The sequence below is a fragment of the Kaistia nematophila genome, from assembly GCF_026343855.1.
GTDB classification, from domain to species: domain Bacteria; phylum Pseudomonadota; class Alphaproteobacteria; order Rhizobiales; family Kaistiaceae; genus Kaistia; species Kaistia nematophila.
In genome coordinates this window covers 234985-251425 of record NZ_JAPKNK010000004.1, presented here as the reverse complement: position 1 = coordinate 251425, position 16441 = coordinate 234985, and the positions used below count along the sequence as shown (strand labels likewise).

Here is a 16441-nt window from a genome sequence, read left to right as displayed (position 1 = left end):
AGGCTGCGGCGCCCTCGGCGCCGGCGGGGTTGTGTTCCGGAGTAATTCGTCGGTCGCATACGTTCTTTATAGAGAACGTCATGCCTCATACGGCACGGACACTACAGATCAGACGGATGGGAGCTGTCAACGCGGTCGGCGCGCAATTTTTGTGCTCGCTCAACATTCGTGCAAATGCCCGCGACCGGGCCGCCGCAATGCTGCGACTCTGGGCAACCGGAAATCGAAAAGCGCCGGGATTGCTACCCACGAGCCCGGCGGCGCGGGTGGCGGCGGGGTTCGCGCGGCGGGGCGGGGAGACAGGGAGGGGCGGGCGCGGCCGTGCAGACCGCGCCGGACGGGCGAAGCCGTCGCCGGCGGCCGGATCAGCCGATCGCCAGCGGCACCTGGATCATCGGGAAGTCGGGCGGCATGCGGCCGAGCACCGCCTGGTTGGCGGCGACCGCGGCGCGGACCATCTCGCGGGCAAGCTGTTCCTCGCGCGGCGCCATCGCCGAGAGCAGGCCCGAGCAGGTGAAGACATAGGCGACTTCGCCGAAGCGGTTGAAGATCGGCATGCCGAGCGCCATCAGTCCGTCGGTGAATTCGCCGACGCTGCGGGCATAGCCGCGCTTGCGGGTGGCGGCGATCTCGGCGCGCACGGCCTCCGGCGAAGTCAGCGTCGCCGCGGTGTAGCGGACCGGCTGCCAGCTCTCCATCCAGCGGTCGATCTTCTCTTGCGGCTGCCAGGCGAGATAGGCGCGGCTGTTGGCGACCGAATCCCGCGGCATGTGGTGGCCGATCGGGAACGAGACCTCCATCTGCTGCGGGCCGTTGAACTTGTCGACGACGACGAAGCTGTCGTCCGGCTGCGGCTGGGTCAGGACCGCCGGGATCTCGATCCGGCGGACCAGCTGCGTCAGCTCGGCGCGGATGCGGTCGAGCTGTGGCGAGCCCATCAGCGACGACGCCGCGGCGATGATGCCGGCATGCAGCTCATAGGTCTTGGCGCGGGTGTCGAACGACAGCCATCCGAAATGCGTCAGCGTCTTCAGGATGTTGTGGCAATGGCTCTTGGAGATTCCGAGATTGGCGGAAATCTCGGCGAGCGAGGCGATGTGGGGGGGCGTGCGGTTGATGTAGTCGATCACCGCGATGGCGTTTTCCAGCGCCGGCACCAGGCCGGGCGCCTGCGTCTTCGGCAGTTCGAGGTCCTGCGCGGTCAGGTACCAGCGCGCGCCCTCCTGCTGGAGCTGCGACTTGTAGAGCCCCACGCCCGAAGCCGGCTTGCCTTCCTCTGACATTCACGATCCTTCCTGCGCCGGGCCAGGTGCCGTCCGGCTGATGCCTCAAGGGCATGCCAGCGCGACACCGCCGGCGTCAACCCAATCCCGAGGGCGAGGCCGTTCCGCCGGCGCCGGCCATGCCTGCCCGTTCGGCAGTTGACCAAACCTTCGGCGTCCATCGCCGCCTCTTTGAGCTTGACCCATCCTAGCTAATCCAAACAATCTATAGAAGAAATGATATCCTATTAGCAGAACGATCGCTAGCACATCGCAATTTGCCCCCGTCGAGCATCGGAGATAGGCCCGTGGCGCAGGACGTCCAGATCCACATCGACCCTGAACTGGTGGAACGCTACATCATGGAGATGGGCCGGTTCGGCGCCTATGCCGGAACCGGCGTCTGGCGCACCGTCTATTCGCCCGAGTGGGTGCAGGCGACCGACCAGTACGCGGCCTGGTGCGAGGAGGCCGGCCTCGCCGTCACGCGCGACGCGGTCGGCAATGTCTGGGGCCGGCTGCAGGGCTCCGAGCCCGGCGGCTCCATCGTCTCCGGCTCGCATATCGACACGCAGCGTCCCGGCGGCCGCTATGACGGCACGCTCGGCGCGCTCGCCGGCCTGATCGCGCTCAAGGTGTTGAAGGCGCAGTTCGGCCAACCGAAGCGCACGCTCGAGGCGCTGTCGCTCTGCGAGGAGGAGGGCAGCCGCTTCCCCTCGACCAATTTCTGGGGCTCGCGCGCCATCACCGGCCGCATCGAGCCGGGCGCGGCCGAGGCGATGCAGGGCTATGACGACGAGACCATGGCCGACGCCATGCGTGCCGTCGGGCTCGATCCCGCCCGCATTCCCGAGGCGAAGCGCGACGACATCGACAGCTTCGTCGAGCTGCATATCGAGCAGGGGCCGATCCTCGAGCATGCCGGCCTGCCGGTCGCCGTGGTCGACGCCATCACCGGCATCCGCCACTACAACGTCACCATCACCGGCGAGCAGAACCACGCCGGCGCCTTCCCGATGGACCTGCGCCGCGATCCGATGGCCGGCTTCGCCGAGATCGCGTCCGGCGTCATCAACACCGCCCACCGCATGGGCCGTCCCGCCGTCACCACGGTCGGCCGCGCCGTGGTGGAGCCGAACTATCCCGCCGTCGTGCCGCACAGCGTCAACTTCACCGTCGACGCGCGCCATCCCGATCCCGGGCAGCGCGCCATCCTCTATGCCCGCCACGAGGCGCTGATGCAGGAAGTCGCCGAGCGGCGCGGGCTGGAGATTTCGTGGAACCATTACGTGAACCACGAGCCCTGCCTGTCCGATCCAGGCCTCGTCGCCACCTTCCAGAAGGCGGCTGCGGCGCAGGGCATTCCCTTCATGACCATGCCGAGCGGCGCCGGCCACGACAGCCAGCAGATGGAGCACATCGCCAAGGTGGTGATGATCTTCGTGCGCTCGAAGGACGGCCGCAGCCATACGCCGGAGGAATTCTCCTCGATCCCCGACATCGTCGACGGCATCCGCGTGCTCGCGGCCGGCCTCCACGCCCTCGCCTACTGATCCCCCCAGCTTTTCCCGCCCAAGCGTTCAAGGAACCGACAGAATGGACGTCATCGTCAAGAACGGAACGGTCGTCACCGCCAGCGGAGTCTCGCAGGCCGATATCGGCATCAAGGACGGCAGGATCGTGCAGATCGGCGGCACGCTGGAGAGCGCCGATCGCATCGTCGACGCCAGCGGCTGCTACGTCATGCCGGGCGGCGTCGACGTGCACACCCATCTCGATTCCGGCGATTTCGGCACCAAGTCGGCCGATGATTTCGGCTCCGGCACCATCGCGGCCGCCTGCGGCGGCACGACGACGGTGGTCGACTTCTGCTCGCAGGACCGGGGCCAGAGCCTCGGCGACGCCATCGCCTATTGGGACTCCAAGGCCGAGGGCAAGGTCGCCATCGACTATGGCTACCACATGATCGTCACCGACATGAACGACGGCGTCTTTGCCGAGCTGGCGACGCTGCCGGACCGCGGCATCACCTCGTTCAAGCTGTTCATGGCCTATCGCGGCATGAACATGATCGACGACGTCACCATGCTGAAATCGCTCGAACAGGCGAAGAAGTATGGCGCGCTCGTCATGGTCCATGCCGAGAACGGCGATGCCGCCGACTACCTGCGCGACAAGTTCGTCGCCGAGGGCAAGACCGAGCCCTACTATCACGCGCTGAGCCGTCCGCCGCGCATCGAGGCGGAGGCGACCGCCCGCGCCATTGCGCTCGCCGAGATCGTCGACACCTCGATCTATATCGTGCACCTCACCTGTGGCGAGGCGCTCGACGAACTGCTGCGCGCGAAGCGCCGCGGCGTCGACGCGCTGGCCGAAACCTGCACGCAATATCTCTACCTGACCAAGGAAGACCTCGCCCGGCCGAATTTCGAGGGCGCGAAGTTCGTCTTCACCCCGCCGGCGCGCTCCGTGGAGGATCAGGAGATCCTCTGGAAGGCGTTGCAGGACCGCGTGCTCGAAACGGTCTCGTCCGACCATTGCTCCTGGCTGTTCAAGGGCCACAAGGACAAGGGCCGCGACGACTTCCGCAAGATCCCGAATGGGGCTCCGGGCGTCGAGGAGCGGCTGATGATGGTCTATCAGGGCGTCAACCAGGGCCGGCTGAGCTTGCCGGAATTCGTCGATCTCGTTGCCACCCGCCCGGCGCAGGTGTTCGGCATGTTCCCGCAGAAGGGCACGATCGCGGTCGGTTCCGACGCCGACATCGTGATCTGGGATCCGGAGGCGACGACGGTGATCACCCAGTCCGAGATGCACAACAACATGGACTACTCGTCCTATGAGGGCCATGCGGTGAAGGGCATGCCGAAGACCGTGCTGCTGCGCGGCAAGGTCATCGTCGAGGACCGCGAATATGTCGGTACCCCGGGCGAGGGCCAGTTCCTGAAGCGCGCCAAATATGTGCGCCCCGGCAAGCCGGCCTGATCCGGCGCATCCGAACCGGAGACGAAAGGACCCGAAGCCGCGGCAGGCGGCTTCGGGCTGACAACCAGTTTTGCGCCGGGCGACGCGCTCTTCAGGCGCGAAGGCTGGCGAGCAGCGGCGCCAGCGTTCGCTGCGCCTCGGCGGCGGCGCGATAGGCGGCGAGCATGCGCACGCTGCGATCCGCCGTTTCGGGATCCGGCTCGTGTCGGTCCTCGACCCGATGCAGCCCGAGCAGCGGCTGCATGTCGGCCCAGTTTCCGGTCGCGACCATGGCGAGCGCCGCCGCGCCGAGCGAGGCCGATTGCTGGTCGATCGAGGTCTTGACGATCGCGCAATCGAGAAGGTCGGCCATCGCCTGCCGCATCAGCGGGCTGCGGGCGCCGCCGCCGACGATGGTCATGGTCGGATTGATATCGGTTAGCCGGCGCAATTCGTCGAGCGCGACGCGCAGGCCGAGCGCGATGCCCTCGATCGTCGCCCGCAGCATGTCGGCCTTGCCGTGGCGGAGGTCGAGGCCGACAAAGGCGCCGCGCACCTCCGGCCCGCCCTCCAGGCTGGTGCCGCCGCCGAGCGTCGGCACGAAGAGGAGGCCGTTGGCGCCGAAGGGCGCGCTCGCCGCCCGCTCGAACAGCGCCTCGTAGCCGTCCTCCGCCATCAGCATCTCCTTGACGAAGGCAAGGCTGGTTCCGGACGAGAAGATCGAAGTGGCGGAGATGACCTGTCCCGGCACGACATGGGCGAAGGCGAAGGGACGGACGCGGCTGTCGAGCACCGGCTTCGCCGACGACACGGTGAGCCAGCTCGACGAGCCCATCGAGCCGTAGAAATCGCCTTCCGAGAAGGTGCGGGCGCCGAGCGCCATGCAGCTGTTGTCGACGCCGCCGGCGACGACGACGACGTCGCCCGGCAGGCCGAGTTCGGCGGCGATCTCCGGCAGGACCGTTCCGAGGATGGCGGTCGACGGCACTATCTCGGGAAAGAGCGCGCGGTCGACGCCGGCCGCGTTGAGGATTTCGTCCGAGAAGGCGCGGGCATGCAGGTCGTAGGCGCCGCTGCCCGAAGCATAGGACGGGTCGGTGGCGTGGATGCCGCAAAGGCGCAGGTTGATGAAATCCTTGCTGCCGGCGATCGAGCGGGTGCGGGCGAAGATCCCGGGGTGGTTCGCCTTGAGCCAGAGGATCTTGAACAGCGGATAGAGCCCGGCCGGAAAGCCATTGCCGGTCAGGCCATACCAGCGCTCATAGTCGAAGCGGCGGAAGAAGTCCTCCGCCTCGGCGCCGGCCCGTGCGTCCGACCAGATCGGCACGCGCTGCATCAGCGGCCGGTCGTCGGCGTCGAGCGGGATGCAGCCGAGGCTGTGGCCGGAAATGCTGATCGCGCCGACGGCGGCGCGGTCGACGCCTTCGGCGTCGAGCAAAGCGCGGATGCTGGCCGAGACGGCGTCCCACCACTCGCCGAGATCCTGCTCGTGCAGGCCCGGCGCCGGGAAATAGGTGCGGTAGTTCTGCACCCGCTCGGCGAGGCAGGCGCCGGTCGCGTCATAGAGCGCCGACTTGACGCCGCCGGTGCCGAGATCGAGCGCCAGGACCGTCCGGGCCATGATGGTCAGGCCCTCTCGTTGGCGGGGGCGATGGCGAGCCGGCCGCCCGGCAGCGCGTCGACCTGCTTCACCAGCTCGATCGCCGAGGCGGTGTTGATGCCGAAGCGGGTGACGCCAAGCGCCACCATCTCGGCGACGGTGGCGAGATCGCGGATGCCGCCCGAGGCCTTGATGCCGGCGCGGCCCGCGACGACCGCGGCGATAAGGCGGATGCGCGGCAACGTCGCCGCCGCCGGCGTCCAGCCGGTGCCGGTCTTGACGAAGGCAGCGCCGCTCGAGGCGACGATGTCGGCCGCCGTCTCGATCTCGGTGTCGGTCAGGTGATGCAGTTCGAGGATGACCTTGAGCGGCACCGGCGCGGCCGCTTCGATCACCGCCGCGATCTCGTCGCGGACATAGTTGAGGTCGCCCGACTTCAGGCGACCGACATTGATCATCATGTCGAGTTCGTCGGCGCCGGCCTCGCGCAGCGCCGCCGCCTCGGCGACCTTGATCGCCGTCATGTGGCCGCCGGACGGGAAGCCGATCGGCCCGCCGACCAGCGTGCGGCCGCCGGCCGGCACCAGCGAGCGCAGCAGCGGCACGAAATTCGGCAGCGCATGCGCCGCGATGAAGCCGTTCTCGACCGCGAGCGCCGCGAGCGAGCGGATATCGGCCTCCGCGTGGAAGGTCTGGACCGCGCTGATGTCGATCCTCTGCGCGAGGTCGGCGGCGCTGAGGCTGGTGGGGGTCTTGGACATGGGGCCGCTTTCTTCGGTTTGGTACTGTCGCTACGGGCATGGCGGGGCGTGGCTCGGGCTCGCCCAAGCCGGCCCTCTTGGACTGCCGCGTCTAGATCCGGGCCGTCGAGCGCATGTGGCTCAGCGTCTTCTTCATCCGCTTGAAGCTCTCGACATGCGCCTCGCCGCGCCGGAGCGCCACGGCGGTCGACAGGATGTCGACCACGACGAGGGCGGCGATGCGCGAGATGGTCGGCGTGTAGATGTTGGTGTTTTCGAGCGTCTCGGTCAGCAGGACGATGTCGCAGGCGTCGGCGAGCGGCCCCTCATTGCCGGTGATGCCGATGACGGTGGCGCCGTTCTCGCGGGCGAGCTTCGCCACCTCGACGGTCGAGCGCGTCGTGCCGGTATTCGAGATGGCGACGGCGACGTCGCCGGGCTTCAGGAGCGAGGCGACCATCACCTGCTGGTGCGAGTCGATCTCGGCGCCGCAGGGCACGCCGAACAGCGGGAACTTCTGCTGCGCGTCGAGCGCGACGATGCCGGAGGCGCCGAAGCCGAAGAACTCGATCCGCTGCGCCGCCACCAGCGCGTCGACGGCGCGGGCGAGCGCCGGCGATTCCAGCCGGTTGCGGGCCCAGTCGAGGCTGGTCATCGTGTAGTCGAAAATCTTGCGCGCCACCTGGTCCGGGCTGTCGGCGTCTGTGATGACCGAATGGGTCGCCGGCACGCCGAGCGCCAGGCTCTGGGCCAGCCGCAGCTTGAAGTCCTGGAAGCCGTCGCAGCCGATCGCGCTGCAGAAGCGAATCACGGTCGGCTGGCTGACGCCGGCGAGCAGCGCCGTCTCGGCCACCGTCGCGGAGAGAATGCGACGCGGGTCCTCGAGGACGATGTCGCAGACCTTGCGATCGGACTTCCTCAGCTCGGCGCGGAGCCCGCGCGCGACTTCGAGGATGTTGCCGGTCCCGCCGACCGAGGCGGAGACGTGAGTTTGCATGGTCGTTTGGTCCTTGCGCCGGGCCCCGGCGCTCATCGCGTGCGTGATCGGAAGACGAAGAGCAACGATTGCATGACGTTGGCATGCCGGAAAGAGCCCTGCCGGAACTGGTCGAAGATGGCGGCGAGCACGATCACCATGCCGACGCTCATCTGCTGCAGGAAGGGCGAGAGTTCCAGCAGGATGAAGGCGTTGCGCAGCGCGCCGAGCAGATAGGCGCCGAGCATGGCGCCGAGGATCGAGCCGCGGCCGCCGGAAAGGCTGGCGCCGCCGATCACCACCGCCGCGATGACGTCGAGCTCGAGGCCGGTGCCGGCCTGCGCCTCGGCGACGCTGACCTGCGCCGTGTAGACGATGCCGGCGACGGCGGCGAGGGCGCCGCTCGCCACGAAGACGGCGATGCGGGTGGCGTTGATCGGGATGCCGGAAAGGCGGGCCGCCTCGTCATTATCGCCGACGGCGACGATGCGCTGGCCGACGACGCTGCGGGTCAGGATGAGCTGGAAGGCGATGCCGAGGCCGATGAAGATCAGAACCTGGACGGGGATGTCGAGGAAGCTGCCCTGGCCGATGAACATCACCGAGGGGTCGACCATGATCGGCAGGCCGCCGGAGATCACCTGGGTCAGGCCGCGCGCCACCGAGAGCATGCCGAGCGTGGCGATGAAGGAGTTGACGCGGAACACCACCACGACGATGCCGGTGACGAGACCGGCGGTGGCGCCGACGCCGATCGCCAGCAGGATGGCGAGCCAGGGCGACAGGCCGGCCGCCATCAGCCAGGCGCCGCAGAGGCCGGAGAGCCCCATCACCGAGCCGACCGACAGGTCGATCTCGCGGGCGATGATGACGAAGCACTGGCCGATCGCCATGATGCCGACCACCGCCACCGCGACCAGCACGTTGCGGAGATTGTCCGTCGTCAGGAAGCTCGGATTGAAGAAGGAGAAGGCGATGGAGAGGCCGATGATCACGCCGATCAGCCCGGTCTCCTGACCTCGCAGCAGAGGCAGACGCTTCAGGCTGGCGATACTCATCCGATTACCCTTGTTCATGGTTTCTGGGCCGCTGGCGCGCGACGGCCGGTTCGAGGTTGCGCTCATGTCAGGTCATGTCCGAGGCGAGGGCGGTCGTCGCCGCGTCCTCGATCTTCTCGCCGAGCGCCGAGGCGACGACGCGCGCCGCCTCCGGGCCGCGGGCGAGGCTGTCGGCGATCTGGCCGCCTCGCACGACGACGATGCGGTCGGCAAGCTGCAGCACCTCGTCGAGCTCCGAGGAGACGAACCACACCGCCAGCCCGCGCTCATGCGCCAGCGTGCGGATCAGGCGGTACATGTCCGCCTTGGTGCGGACGTCGACGCCGCGCGTCGGCTCGTCGAGGATCACCAGCGACGGGTTGGAGGCGAGCGCGCGGGCGAGCAGCACCTTCTGCTGGTTGCCGCCGGAAAGTGTGCGGATCGGCACGTCGACATTGTCCGCCTTGACGCCGATCTCGTCGGCGCTCTTCTGCGCGAAGGCGCGCCGCCGGCGCGGGCTGAAGAAGCCGAAGCGGCCGAAGCGGTCGAGCACGTTCGAGGTCAGGTTGAAGGCGATGTCGTGGCCGTAGAAGACGGAGGTGCGCCGTTCCTCGCTGATGAAGGCGATGCCGCCCTTGAGCGCGGCGCGCGGCGAGCCGAAGCGGACCGGGCGGCCCTTGAGGCGGATGTCGCCTGAAAACAGCGGGTCGGCGCCGAGGATGGCGCGGATGATCTCGGTGCGGCCGGAGCCGACGAGGCCCGCCATGCCGACGATCTCGCCGGCGCGGATGTCGAAGGAGACGTCGGAGAAGGCGAGGCCGGAGGCGTTGCGCACGGAAAGCACCGGCTCGGCGCCGGCGGCGGGCGGCGGCGGCGCGCTCTCGGCGAGGTCGAGCGCCGCCTTCAGCCGTTCGCCGGCCATCAGCTGGATCGCCTTCTGCTTCGGCAGTTCGTCGACCGGGCCTTCGCCGACCTTGCGGCCGTCGCGCATCACGATGACCTCGTCGGAGATCTCGTAGACTTCGCCGAGGCGGTGGCTGACCAGGATGACGGCCGTGCCGCGATCGCGCAGCCGGCGCACGATGTCGAACAGGCGGTCCGTCTCCTTGCGGGTCAGGCTGGAATTGGGTTCGTCGAGGAAGAGGACGTGCGGGTCGTCGGCGAGCGCGCGGGCGATCTCGACCAGCTGGCGCTCGGCGGCGGAAAGACCGACGCAGCGGGCGCCGAGATCCGGCAGCTCCTTGTCGAGGCCGAGGCCGGCGAGCAGCCGCTCGGCCTCGGCGACCAGGCCGGCGCGGCGATGGAGGGAAGTACCGCCGCGCGAGCCGAGCCGGGCCAGGAAGATGTTCTCGGCCACCGTCATCTGGGTGACGAGCTGCGGCTCCTGGTGGACGACCGCGATGCCCTTCGCCTTGGCGGCGAGCGAGTTCTGCAGGCGCTCCGCTTTGCCCGAGACGCGGACTTCGCCGGCATCGGGCTGGTGGACGCCGGAGCAGACGCGGATCAGCGTCGACTTGCCGGCGCCGTTCTCGCCGAGCAGGGCGGTGACCCTGCCGGCGCGGAACTGCATGCTGACATCGGCGAGCGCCTGAACCGAGCCGAAACGCTTGTCGACGGAGACGACTTCCAGGGCGATTGGATTTTCCATGGCGATCTGGTCTTCGACGGGCATTCGTTCGGCTCGGTCCTGCATGGCGATATCTTCGATCAGAGCTTCGGAACGGTGCCGACCGGCAGCTTTTCCGGATCGAGCTGGTCGACATTGTCCTTGGTCATGAACAGGCTGACGGCCGGCTGCAGGACGGGCTCGGCCTTCTGCTGCGCCACGATGTTGTTGAACAGCGCGATCGCCACATTATAGCCCTGGCCGAATTCGTCCTGGCCGGTGACGCCGAACATGCTGCCGTCACGGATCGCGGCGACGTTCTCCTTGGTGAAGTCGTAACCGATCACCTTGACGCTGTCCTGCTTGCCGGCCGCCTTGACGGCCTGGGCGGCGCCGAACGGTCCGCCGGCGGTGGCGTAGATGGCCACGAGATCCGGGGTCGAGGTCAGGAAGTCCTTGGCCGAGGCGAAGGTGGTGCCGGCCGAATCCTTGGCTTCGACGCCGTCATTGACGACGGAGAGCTTCGAACCCTGCAGGCCTTCGACGAAGCCCTTGCGGCGCTGCTCGGAACCCGGCGCCGTGAACTGGCTGACGATGACGCCGACCTTGCCTTCCTTGTCGCCGACCGCCTTGATCAGCTCGGCGGCGGCGTTCTTGCCGGCCGCGACCTGGTCCTGGGCGTAGTTGATGACGCCGCCGGCTTCCTCGACGCAGGGGAACAGCGTGTTGTAGGCGCCGATCGAGATCTTCTTCTCGGCGATCAGGTTCTTGACCAGGGCGCAGTTGCCTTCGCCGGCGATGAAGAAGCCGATGCCGTTATAGCCCTGGGTGGCGGCGGCGTTGATCGCCTGGTTGACGGTGGGGACGTCGATGTTGGCGCCGCCGACGATCCAGCGCACTTCGCCGCCACGCGACTTCAGCACGTCGTTCGCGGTCTCGGCGCCCTTCTGCACGGCAACCCAGTACGGATTGTTGGCGAAGCCGATGATCGCGATCTTGGCCTTGGTGCCGGCCTCGTTGGCGACGGGCTCGGGGCGGCCGGCGATCGGCGCAACGTCCGCGGCGGCGGCGCTGCCGGCCGCCGTCAGCAGGGCGGCGGCGGAAGCGAGCGCCAGCAGCGAGGCGCGCAGGCCGAAGGCCGGCTTGGCGATGGTATGGGTCATGTAGCTCCTCCCAGAGCTGTGAGACGCGGCCGGCTCGACGCCATGGGCCGCTGAGTTTCCCGAAAAAGCGATGACCCCACGAGCGAGGCCGGCATGTTTGGGCGACGAACGCCTGCGCCCGGCAGGCCCGGCAGCATCAGCGCCGGCTACGTACTGATACTACATAAATTTGGCGTGACAAGACGGAATTTGCACCGAAACCATCCGAAATTATTCCAGTATCGCCCAAATCGATTGCATTGCGATACCGATTGAGTAGTGTTGCTACCGATTTGGAGACCCCTATGGCCATTGCCCCCACTTCCCACCGCATCGATCCCCAAAGCGGCGTTTTGTCCGCCGCCACTGGCCGCTACGAGAAGCGGCTTGCCGATCTCGACGGTATCTACGCCGACAACGCCGCCTTCGCGGAATCCGTTGCCCGCGAAGGCGACCGCGTCGTCTACTACGTCCATGAAGTCCGCCCGGTGGCGGCGCGCGGCGACCTGATCTTCGGCACCACCTTCATGGAGCCGGGCCGGATCGGCGACGAATTCTTCGTCACCCGCGGCCACATCCACGCGATCGGCAACCGCCCCGAGACCTATTACGGCGAGGCGGGCGAGGGGCTGATGCTCTTGGAATCGCCGGAAGGCGAGACGCAGATCCTCGAGATCGCGCCGCGCGTGATGGTCTATGTGCCGCCGCTCTGGATCCACCGCTCGGTCAATACGGGCGCCGCGCCGCTGGTCATGAGCTTCTGCTATCCGAGCGATTCCGGCCAGGACTACGGGCTGATCGCCCGCTCCGGCGGCATGGCGACCCGCATCGTCGCTGACGGCGCCGGCTGGAAGGCCGTGCCGAACGCTGCCTACCGGCCTCGCAGCAAGGCCGAGATCGACGCCATCCTCGCCACGCAGGACTGACCTCCGATGTCCATCTTCGACAGAATTTCCGCCCATGCGGTGGTGCCGGTGATCGCGCTCGACGATCCCGCCGCCGCGCTTCCGCTCGCCGATGCGCTGATCGAAGGCGGCCTGCCGGTCGCCGAGATCACCTTCCGCACCTCCGCCGCCCGCGCCACGATCGAGGCGATCGCCAGGGCGCGGCCGGAGCTGCTGGTCGGCGCCGGCACCGTGCTCGACGAGGCGCAGCTGGACCAGGCCGTCGATGCCGGCGCCCGCTTCGCCCTGTCGCCCGGCCTCGACGCCGCCGTGCTCGCTCACGCCGCCAAGCGCGGCCTGCCGTTTGCGCCCGGCATCATGACGCCGACCGATCTGCAGGCGGCGCTCCGGGCCGGCTGTTCCATGGTGAAATTCTTCCCGGCCATGCCGGCCGGCGGCCCGTCGATGCTCAAGAACATCGCCGCGCCGTATCTCCATACCGGCATCCGCTTCAATCCGACCGGCGGCGTCAGCATGGACAATCTGGCCGACTGGCTGTCGCTGAAGGAAGTCGCCGCCGTCGGCGGCACCTGGATCGCCACCCGCGCCGACATCGCCGCCGGCAACTGGTCGAAGATCACCGCCAATGCACGCGCCGCCGTGGCGCGCGTCGCCGAGATCCGGGGGAATTCATGAGCTACCAGCCCGCGATACGGCCGACCTTCTATTTCATCGGCGTCACCACCGCGAAGTCCTCGATCATGAAGGTGTTCCCGGAATGGGCGCGCCATCTCGGCCTCGGCGACGTCGAGATGAAGGGCATCGATTTCGTGCCGCATGACGAGCCGGAGCGCTACCGCGAGGCGGTCGCCTTCCTGAAGAGCGATCCGCTCTCGCTCGGCGCGCTGGTGACGACGCACAAGCTCGATCTCTTCGCCGCCTGCCGCGACATGTTCGACGAGATCGACCCGCATGCGCTGTTGATGGAAGAGACGAGCTGCCTGTCGAAGCGCGACGGCCGGCTGATCTGCCACGCCAAGGACCCGATCTCGTCCGGCCTCTCGATCGACGGCTTCCTGGCGCCGAACCATTTCGCCGATACCGGCGCCGAGCTGTTCTCGATGGGCGCCGGCGGTTCGACCATCGCGTTGACCTGGCACCTGATGCAGCGTTCGCGCGGCGCCGACCGGCCTACGCGCATCGTCGTCTCGAACCGCTCGCAGGCCCGCCTCGACCATATCGCCGCGATCCATCGCCAGCTCGGCACGGACATCCCGGTCGAATATCGGCTCGCGCCGCGCCCGGAGGACAATGATGCGATCCTCGCCGGCATGAAGGCGGGCAGCCTCGTCATCAACGCCACCGGCCTCGGCAAGGACGCGCCCGGCTCGCCGCTTACCGACCAGGGCGTGTTCCCGCAGCGCGCCGTCGTCTGGGAGCTCAACTATCGCGGCGACCTCGTCTTCCTCGATCAGGCGCGCGCCCAGGAGAAGGCGCTGCAGCTGCAGGTCGAGGATGGCTGGACCTATTTCATCCATGGCTGGACGCAGGTGATCGCCGAGGTGTTCGACATCGAGATCCCGGTCTCGGGACCGGAATTCGATGCGATCGCCGCCATCGCCGCGCGGGCGACGGGGCGCGGCTGATGGAGCGCATCCTGATCACGCCGCGCTCGCTGTCGAAGGGCGGCCATCCGGCGCTCGCCCTGCTCGAGGCGGCCGGCTATTCGCTCGCCATGCCGGCGCCGGGCGCGATCCCGGATGAGGCGGCCCTGATCGCGGCGCTGCCCGGCTGCGTCGGCTGGCTCGCCGGCGTCGAGCCGGTCAGCGAGCGCGTGCTGGAAGCGGCCGATCGGCTCCGCGTCATCAGCCGCAACGGCACCGGCGTCGACAATTTGCCGCTCCGCGCCATCGAGGATCGCGGCATCGAGCTGCGCCGGGCCGAGGGCACCAATGCCCGCGGCGTCGCCGAACTGGCGCTCGCCCTGACGCTGGCGGGTCTCCGGCAGATCGTCTGGACGCATGAGGGCATGCGCAAGGGCGAATGGCCGCGCCAGATCGGCCGCGAGATGTGCGAGGCGACCATCGGCATCGTCGGCCTCGGCGCCATCGGCGCCACGCTGGCGCAGCTCTGCCTCGATCTCGGCGCCAAGGTGCGCGGCTACGATCCCTTCGCCAATGCCGAACGTGTCGTGCACTCGAACTTCACCCGCGTCGATCTCGAAGAGGCGATCACGGGCGTCGACGCGATCAGCCTGCATGCGCCGATGCCGGAGGACGGCCGCCCGCTGATCACCGCGGCGCGGCTCGCCGCCATGGCGCCGGCGACGGTGCTGGTCAACACGGCGCGGGCCGGGCTCGTCGATGCCGGGGCGCTGCTCGCGGCGCTCGATTCCGGCCGCGTCGCCTGCTACGCGACCGACGTGTTCGAGACCGAGCCGCCGGCGCCGTCGCCACTGCTCGGCCACCCGAAGGTGGTACTGACCAGCCATATAGGCGGATTCACCGACGCCTCCGTCGAGCGCTCGACGGTGCGCGCCGTCGCCAATCTCCTCGACGCGCTCGCCCGCGATGCGCATTGAGCGCCGGCCGGGCTTCCCGGCGCCCGGCCGCCCCGGCCTCTACTGGCTGGGGCAGGCCGGCTTCTGGATCGAGACGGGCCGGCACCGGATCCTGATCGATCCCTATCTCTCCGACAGCCTGGCGCAGAAATACGCCGGCAAGCCGAACGACCATCGCCGGATGATGCCGGCGCCGATCGCGGTCGAGCAATTGCCGCGCCCGGATCTCGTCCTCGTCAGCCACGCCCACACCGACCACATGGATCCGGACACGCTGCGGCCGCTGGCGGCCCGCTTTCCGGATGTGCCCTTCGTCGTTCCGGCGGCAAGGATGGATGTCGCGTGGGAGCGGATCGGCGCGGGGGCAAAACTCATCGGCGTCGATGCGGGCGAGACTTTTGAGCCGGTCGAGGGCGTCACCGTCACGGTATTCCCGGCGGCGCACGAGACGCTGGAGCGCGACGGGGAGGGGCGGCATGTCTTCCTCGGCTACGGCATCCGCGCCGGTGGCATCAGCCTCTATCATTCCGGCGACACCATCCCGTTCGAGGGCCTCACCGAATTGGTGCGCGCGTTCCGGCCCGATATCGCGCTGCTGCCGGTCAATGGCCGCGACGCCCAACGCCTCGCCGCCGGCATTCCCGGCAATTTGACCCTCGCCGAGGCGGTCGCGCTTGCCGGCGCGGCGCAGGCGGCATTCCTCGTGCCGCATCATTTCGGCCTGTTCGCCTTCAACACGGCCGACGAGGCGGCGATCGACGCCGCCGCGCTTGCGAGCGTTCGCCCGAAAATCGTCAAGCCGGCCGCCGACGAGACGCTGGCGCTTTTCGACGATATCGGCCCGGCGGAATAGGCGGAGCCGCGATCCCGTCGCGGTTTGGCGCAGCCGGATCTAGGTTTTCTGGCGCAGCATTTCGCGCATCTTGGCGAGGTTGTTGCGGTTCTTTTCAAGCAGCGTGGTCATTACCGCTCGCGCGGCGTCGGCGTCGCGGCGCTGGATAGCCTCCGCCACCAGCAGGTGGTCGTCCGGATATTGCGTGGCGGCCAGGTCGACCTCGATCGCCAGCGAGAAATTGGAGCGCAGCACCACCGCCACCGTCTGCATGAGGCTCAGCAGCATCTTGTTGTGGCAAGCCTCGAACATGCGGCGATGGAACAGGATGTCCGCTTCCACGCCGGCCAGCTTGTTGGGCGCCTTCTCCATCATTTCATAGGCTTCGAACAGCCGGAGGATCTCGATGGTCGTGCCGACCCTGGCTGCCATGGCGGCGACCTGCGGCTCGACAAGCTCGCGCAGCGTGTTGAGTTCGTCGACCAGATCCTCGTTGAGCGCTGGCTGGCTCAGCGACCATCCGAGCAGGTCCGGGTCGAGATAGTTCCATTCCTTGCGCGGCAGCACGGTCATGCCGGAGCCGCGGTCGGTGCGGACCAGCCCCTTGGCGGAGAGCAGCTTGATCGCCTCGCGCAGGACATTGCGGCTGACGCCGAGTTCGGCTGAGATCGTCGCTTCGACCGGCAGGTGCGTTTCCTCTGGATAGCGACCCTGCACGATCGCCGTGCCGAGGTCGTCGACGACCCGGTCAACCAGCGACACCTTGCGGTCTGGCTGCGCGTCCGCGGCCTTGCGCCGAGCCAATGCTTCCTTCACCTGCGGCGGTTCCCTCTGCAGA

15 protein-coding genes are annotated in these 16441 nt (G+C 68.3%); 7 read left to right on the top strand and 8 right to left on the bottom strand.

Features of this window, described 5'->3' with window-relative positions; translation table 11 throughout:
- Positions 1-365 precede the first annotated feature (365 nt).
- Positions 366-1283, bottom strand: coding sequence for an IclR family transcriptional regulator (locus OSH07_RS11985; RefSeq protein WP_266338885.1), 918 nt, complete (start codon positions 1281-1283; stop codon positions 366-368).
- Between the two features lie 287 nt (positions 1284-1570).
- Here OSH07_RS11985 and OSH07_RS11980 point away from each other — a divergent pair, with 287 nt between their 5' ends.
- The gene (locus tag OSH07_RS11980) at positions 1571-2815 is read left to right on the top strand and encodes a Zn-dependent hydrolase (protein WP_266338884.1); all 1245 of its coding nucleotides are present in this window, start codon (positions 1571-1573) and stop codon (positions 2813-2815) included.
- Positions 2730-4247, top strand: coding sequence for a dihydropyrimidinase (gene hydA / locus OSH07_RS11975; protein WP_266339080.1), 1518 nt, complete (start codon positions 2730-2732; stop codon positions 4245-4247). The genes OSH07_RS11980 and hydA overlap by 86 nt, the downstream gene beginning before the upstream one ends.
- Positions 4248-4338: 91 nt before the next feature.
- Here the strand turns inward: hydA and OSH07_RS11970 are convergent, their stop codons facing one another.
- From OSH07_RS11970 to OSH07_RS11945, 6 genes are all read right to left on the bottom strand, one after another.
- Positions 4339-5847 (bottom strand): xylulokinase, encoded by a 1509-nt coding sequence (locus OSH07_RS11970; RefSeq protein ID WP_266338883.1) that lies wholly within the window; start codon positions 5845-5847, stop codon positions 4339-4341.
- Positions 5848-5852: 5 nt separating this feature from the next.
- Entirely contained in the window at positions 5853-6587 is a 735-nt protein-coding gene (deoC, locus tag OSH07_RS11965; RefSeq protein WP_266338882.1) for a deoxyribose-phosphate aldolase, read from the bottom strand.
- A 91-nt stretch (positions 6588-6678) separates the two neighbouring features.
- Entirely contained in the window at positions 6679-7563 is an 885-nt protein-coding gene (locus OSH07_RS11960) for an SIS domain-containing protein (RefSeq protein ID WP_266338881.1), read from the bottom strand.
- A 32-nt stretch (positions 7564-7595) separates the two neighbouring features.
- Entirely contained in the window at positions 7596-8600 is a 1005-nt protein-coding gene (locus OSH07_RS11955) for an ABC transporter permease (protein WP_266338880.1), read from the bottom strand.
- Between the two features lie 67 nt (positions 8601-8667).
- Positions 8668-10251, bottom strand: a complete 1584-nt coding sequence (locus OSH07_RS11950; protein WP_266338879.1) for a sugar ABC transporter ATP-binding protein — start codon at positions 10249-10251, stop codon at positions 8668-8670.
- Between the two features lie 35 nt (positions 10252-10286).
- The gene (locus tag OSH07_RS11945; protein ID WP_266338878.1) at positions 10287-11348 is read right to left on the bottom strand and encodes a sugar ABC transporter substrate-binding protein; all 1062 of its coding nucleotides are present in this window, start codon (positions 11346-11348) and stop codon (positions 10287-10289) included.
- A 284-nt stretch (positions 11349-11632) separates the two neighbouring features.
- On the opposite strand from OSH07_RS11945, the gene OSH07_RS11940 reads away from it, so the two are divergent.
- Genes OSH07_RS11940 through OSH07_RS11920 form a run of 5 tightly spaced genes read left to right on the top strand, consistent with a single transcriptional unit; the run spans position 11633 to position 15624 of the window.
- On the top strand, positions 11633-12253 hold the full coding sequence (locus tag OSH07_RS11940) for a glucose-6-phosphate isomerase family protein (protein ID WP_266338877.1): 621 nt from the start codon (positions 11633-11635) through the stop codon (positions 12251-12253).
- 6 nt (positions 12254-12259) lie between these two features.
- A complete protein-coding gene (locus OSH07_RS11935) occupies positions 12260-12907 on the top strand; it encodes a bifunctional 4-hydroxy-2-oxoglutarate aldolase/2-dehydro-3-deoxy-phosphogluconate aldolase (protein ID WP_266338876.1) in 648 nt (215 codons plus the stop codon).
- Positions 12904-13857, top strand: a complete 954-nt coding sequence (locus tag OSH07_RS11930; RefSeq protein ID WP_266338875.1) for a shikimate dehydrogenase family protein — start codon at positions 12904-12906, stop codon at positions 13855-13857. The genes OSH07_RS11935 and OSH07_RS11930 overlap by 4 nt, the downstream gene beginning before the upstream one ends.
- Entirely contained in the window at positions 13857-14792 is a 936-nt protein-coding gene (locus OSH07_RS11925) for an NAD(P)-dependent oxidoreductase (RefSeq protein WP_266338874.1), read from the top strand. The genes OSH07_RS11930 and OSH07_RS11925 overlap by 1 nt, the downstream gene beginning before the upstream one ends.
- The gene (locus OSH07_RS11920; RefSeq protein ID WP_266338873.1) at positions 14782-15624 is read left to right on the top strand and encodes an MBL fold metallo-hydrolase; all 843 of its coding nucleotides are present in this window, start codon (positions 14782-14784) and stop codon (positions 15622-15624) included. The genes OSH07_RS11925 and OSH07_RS11920 overlap by 11 nt, the downstream gene beginning before the upstream one ends.
- Before the next feature lie 39 nt (positions 15625-15663).
- Here the strand turns inward: OSH07_RS11920 and OSH07_RS11915 are convergent, their stop codons facing one another.
- Positions 15664-16419: an FCD domain-containing protein gene (locus OSH07_RS11915; protein WP_266338872.1), complete on the bottom strand. Its 756-nt coding sequence runs from the start codon at positions 16417-16419 to the stop codon at positions 15664-15666.
- Positions 16420-16441: the final 22 nt, after the last annotated feature.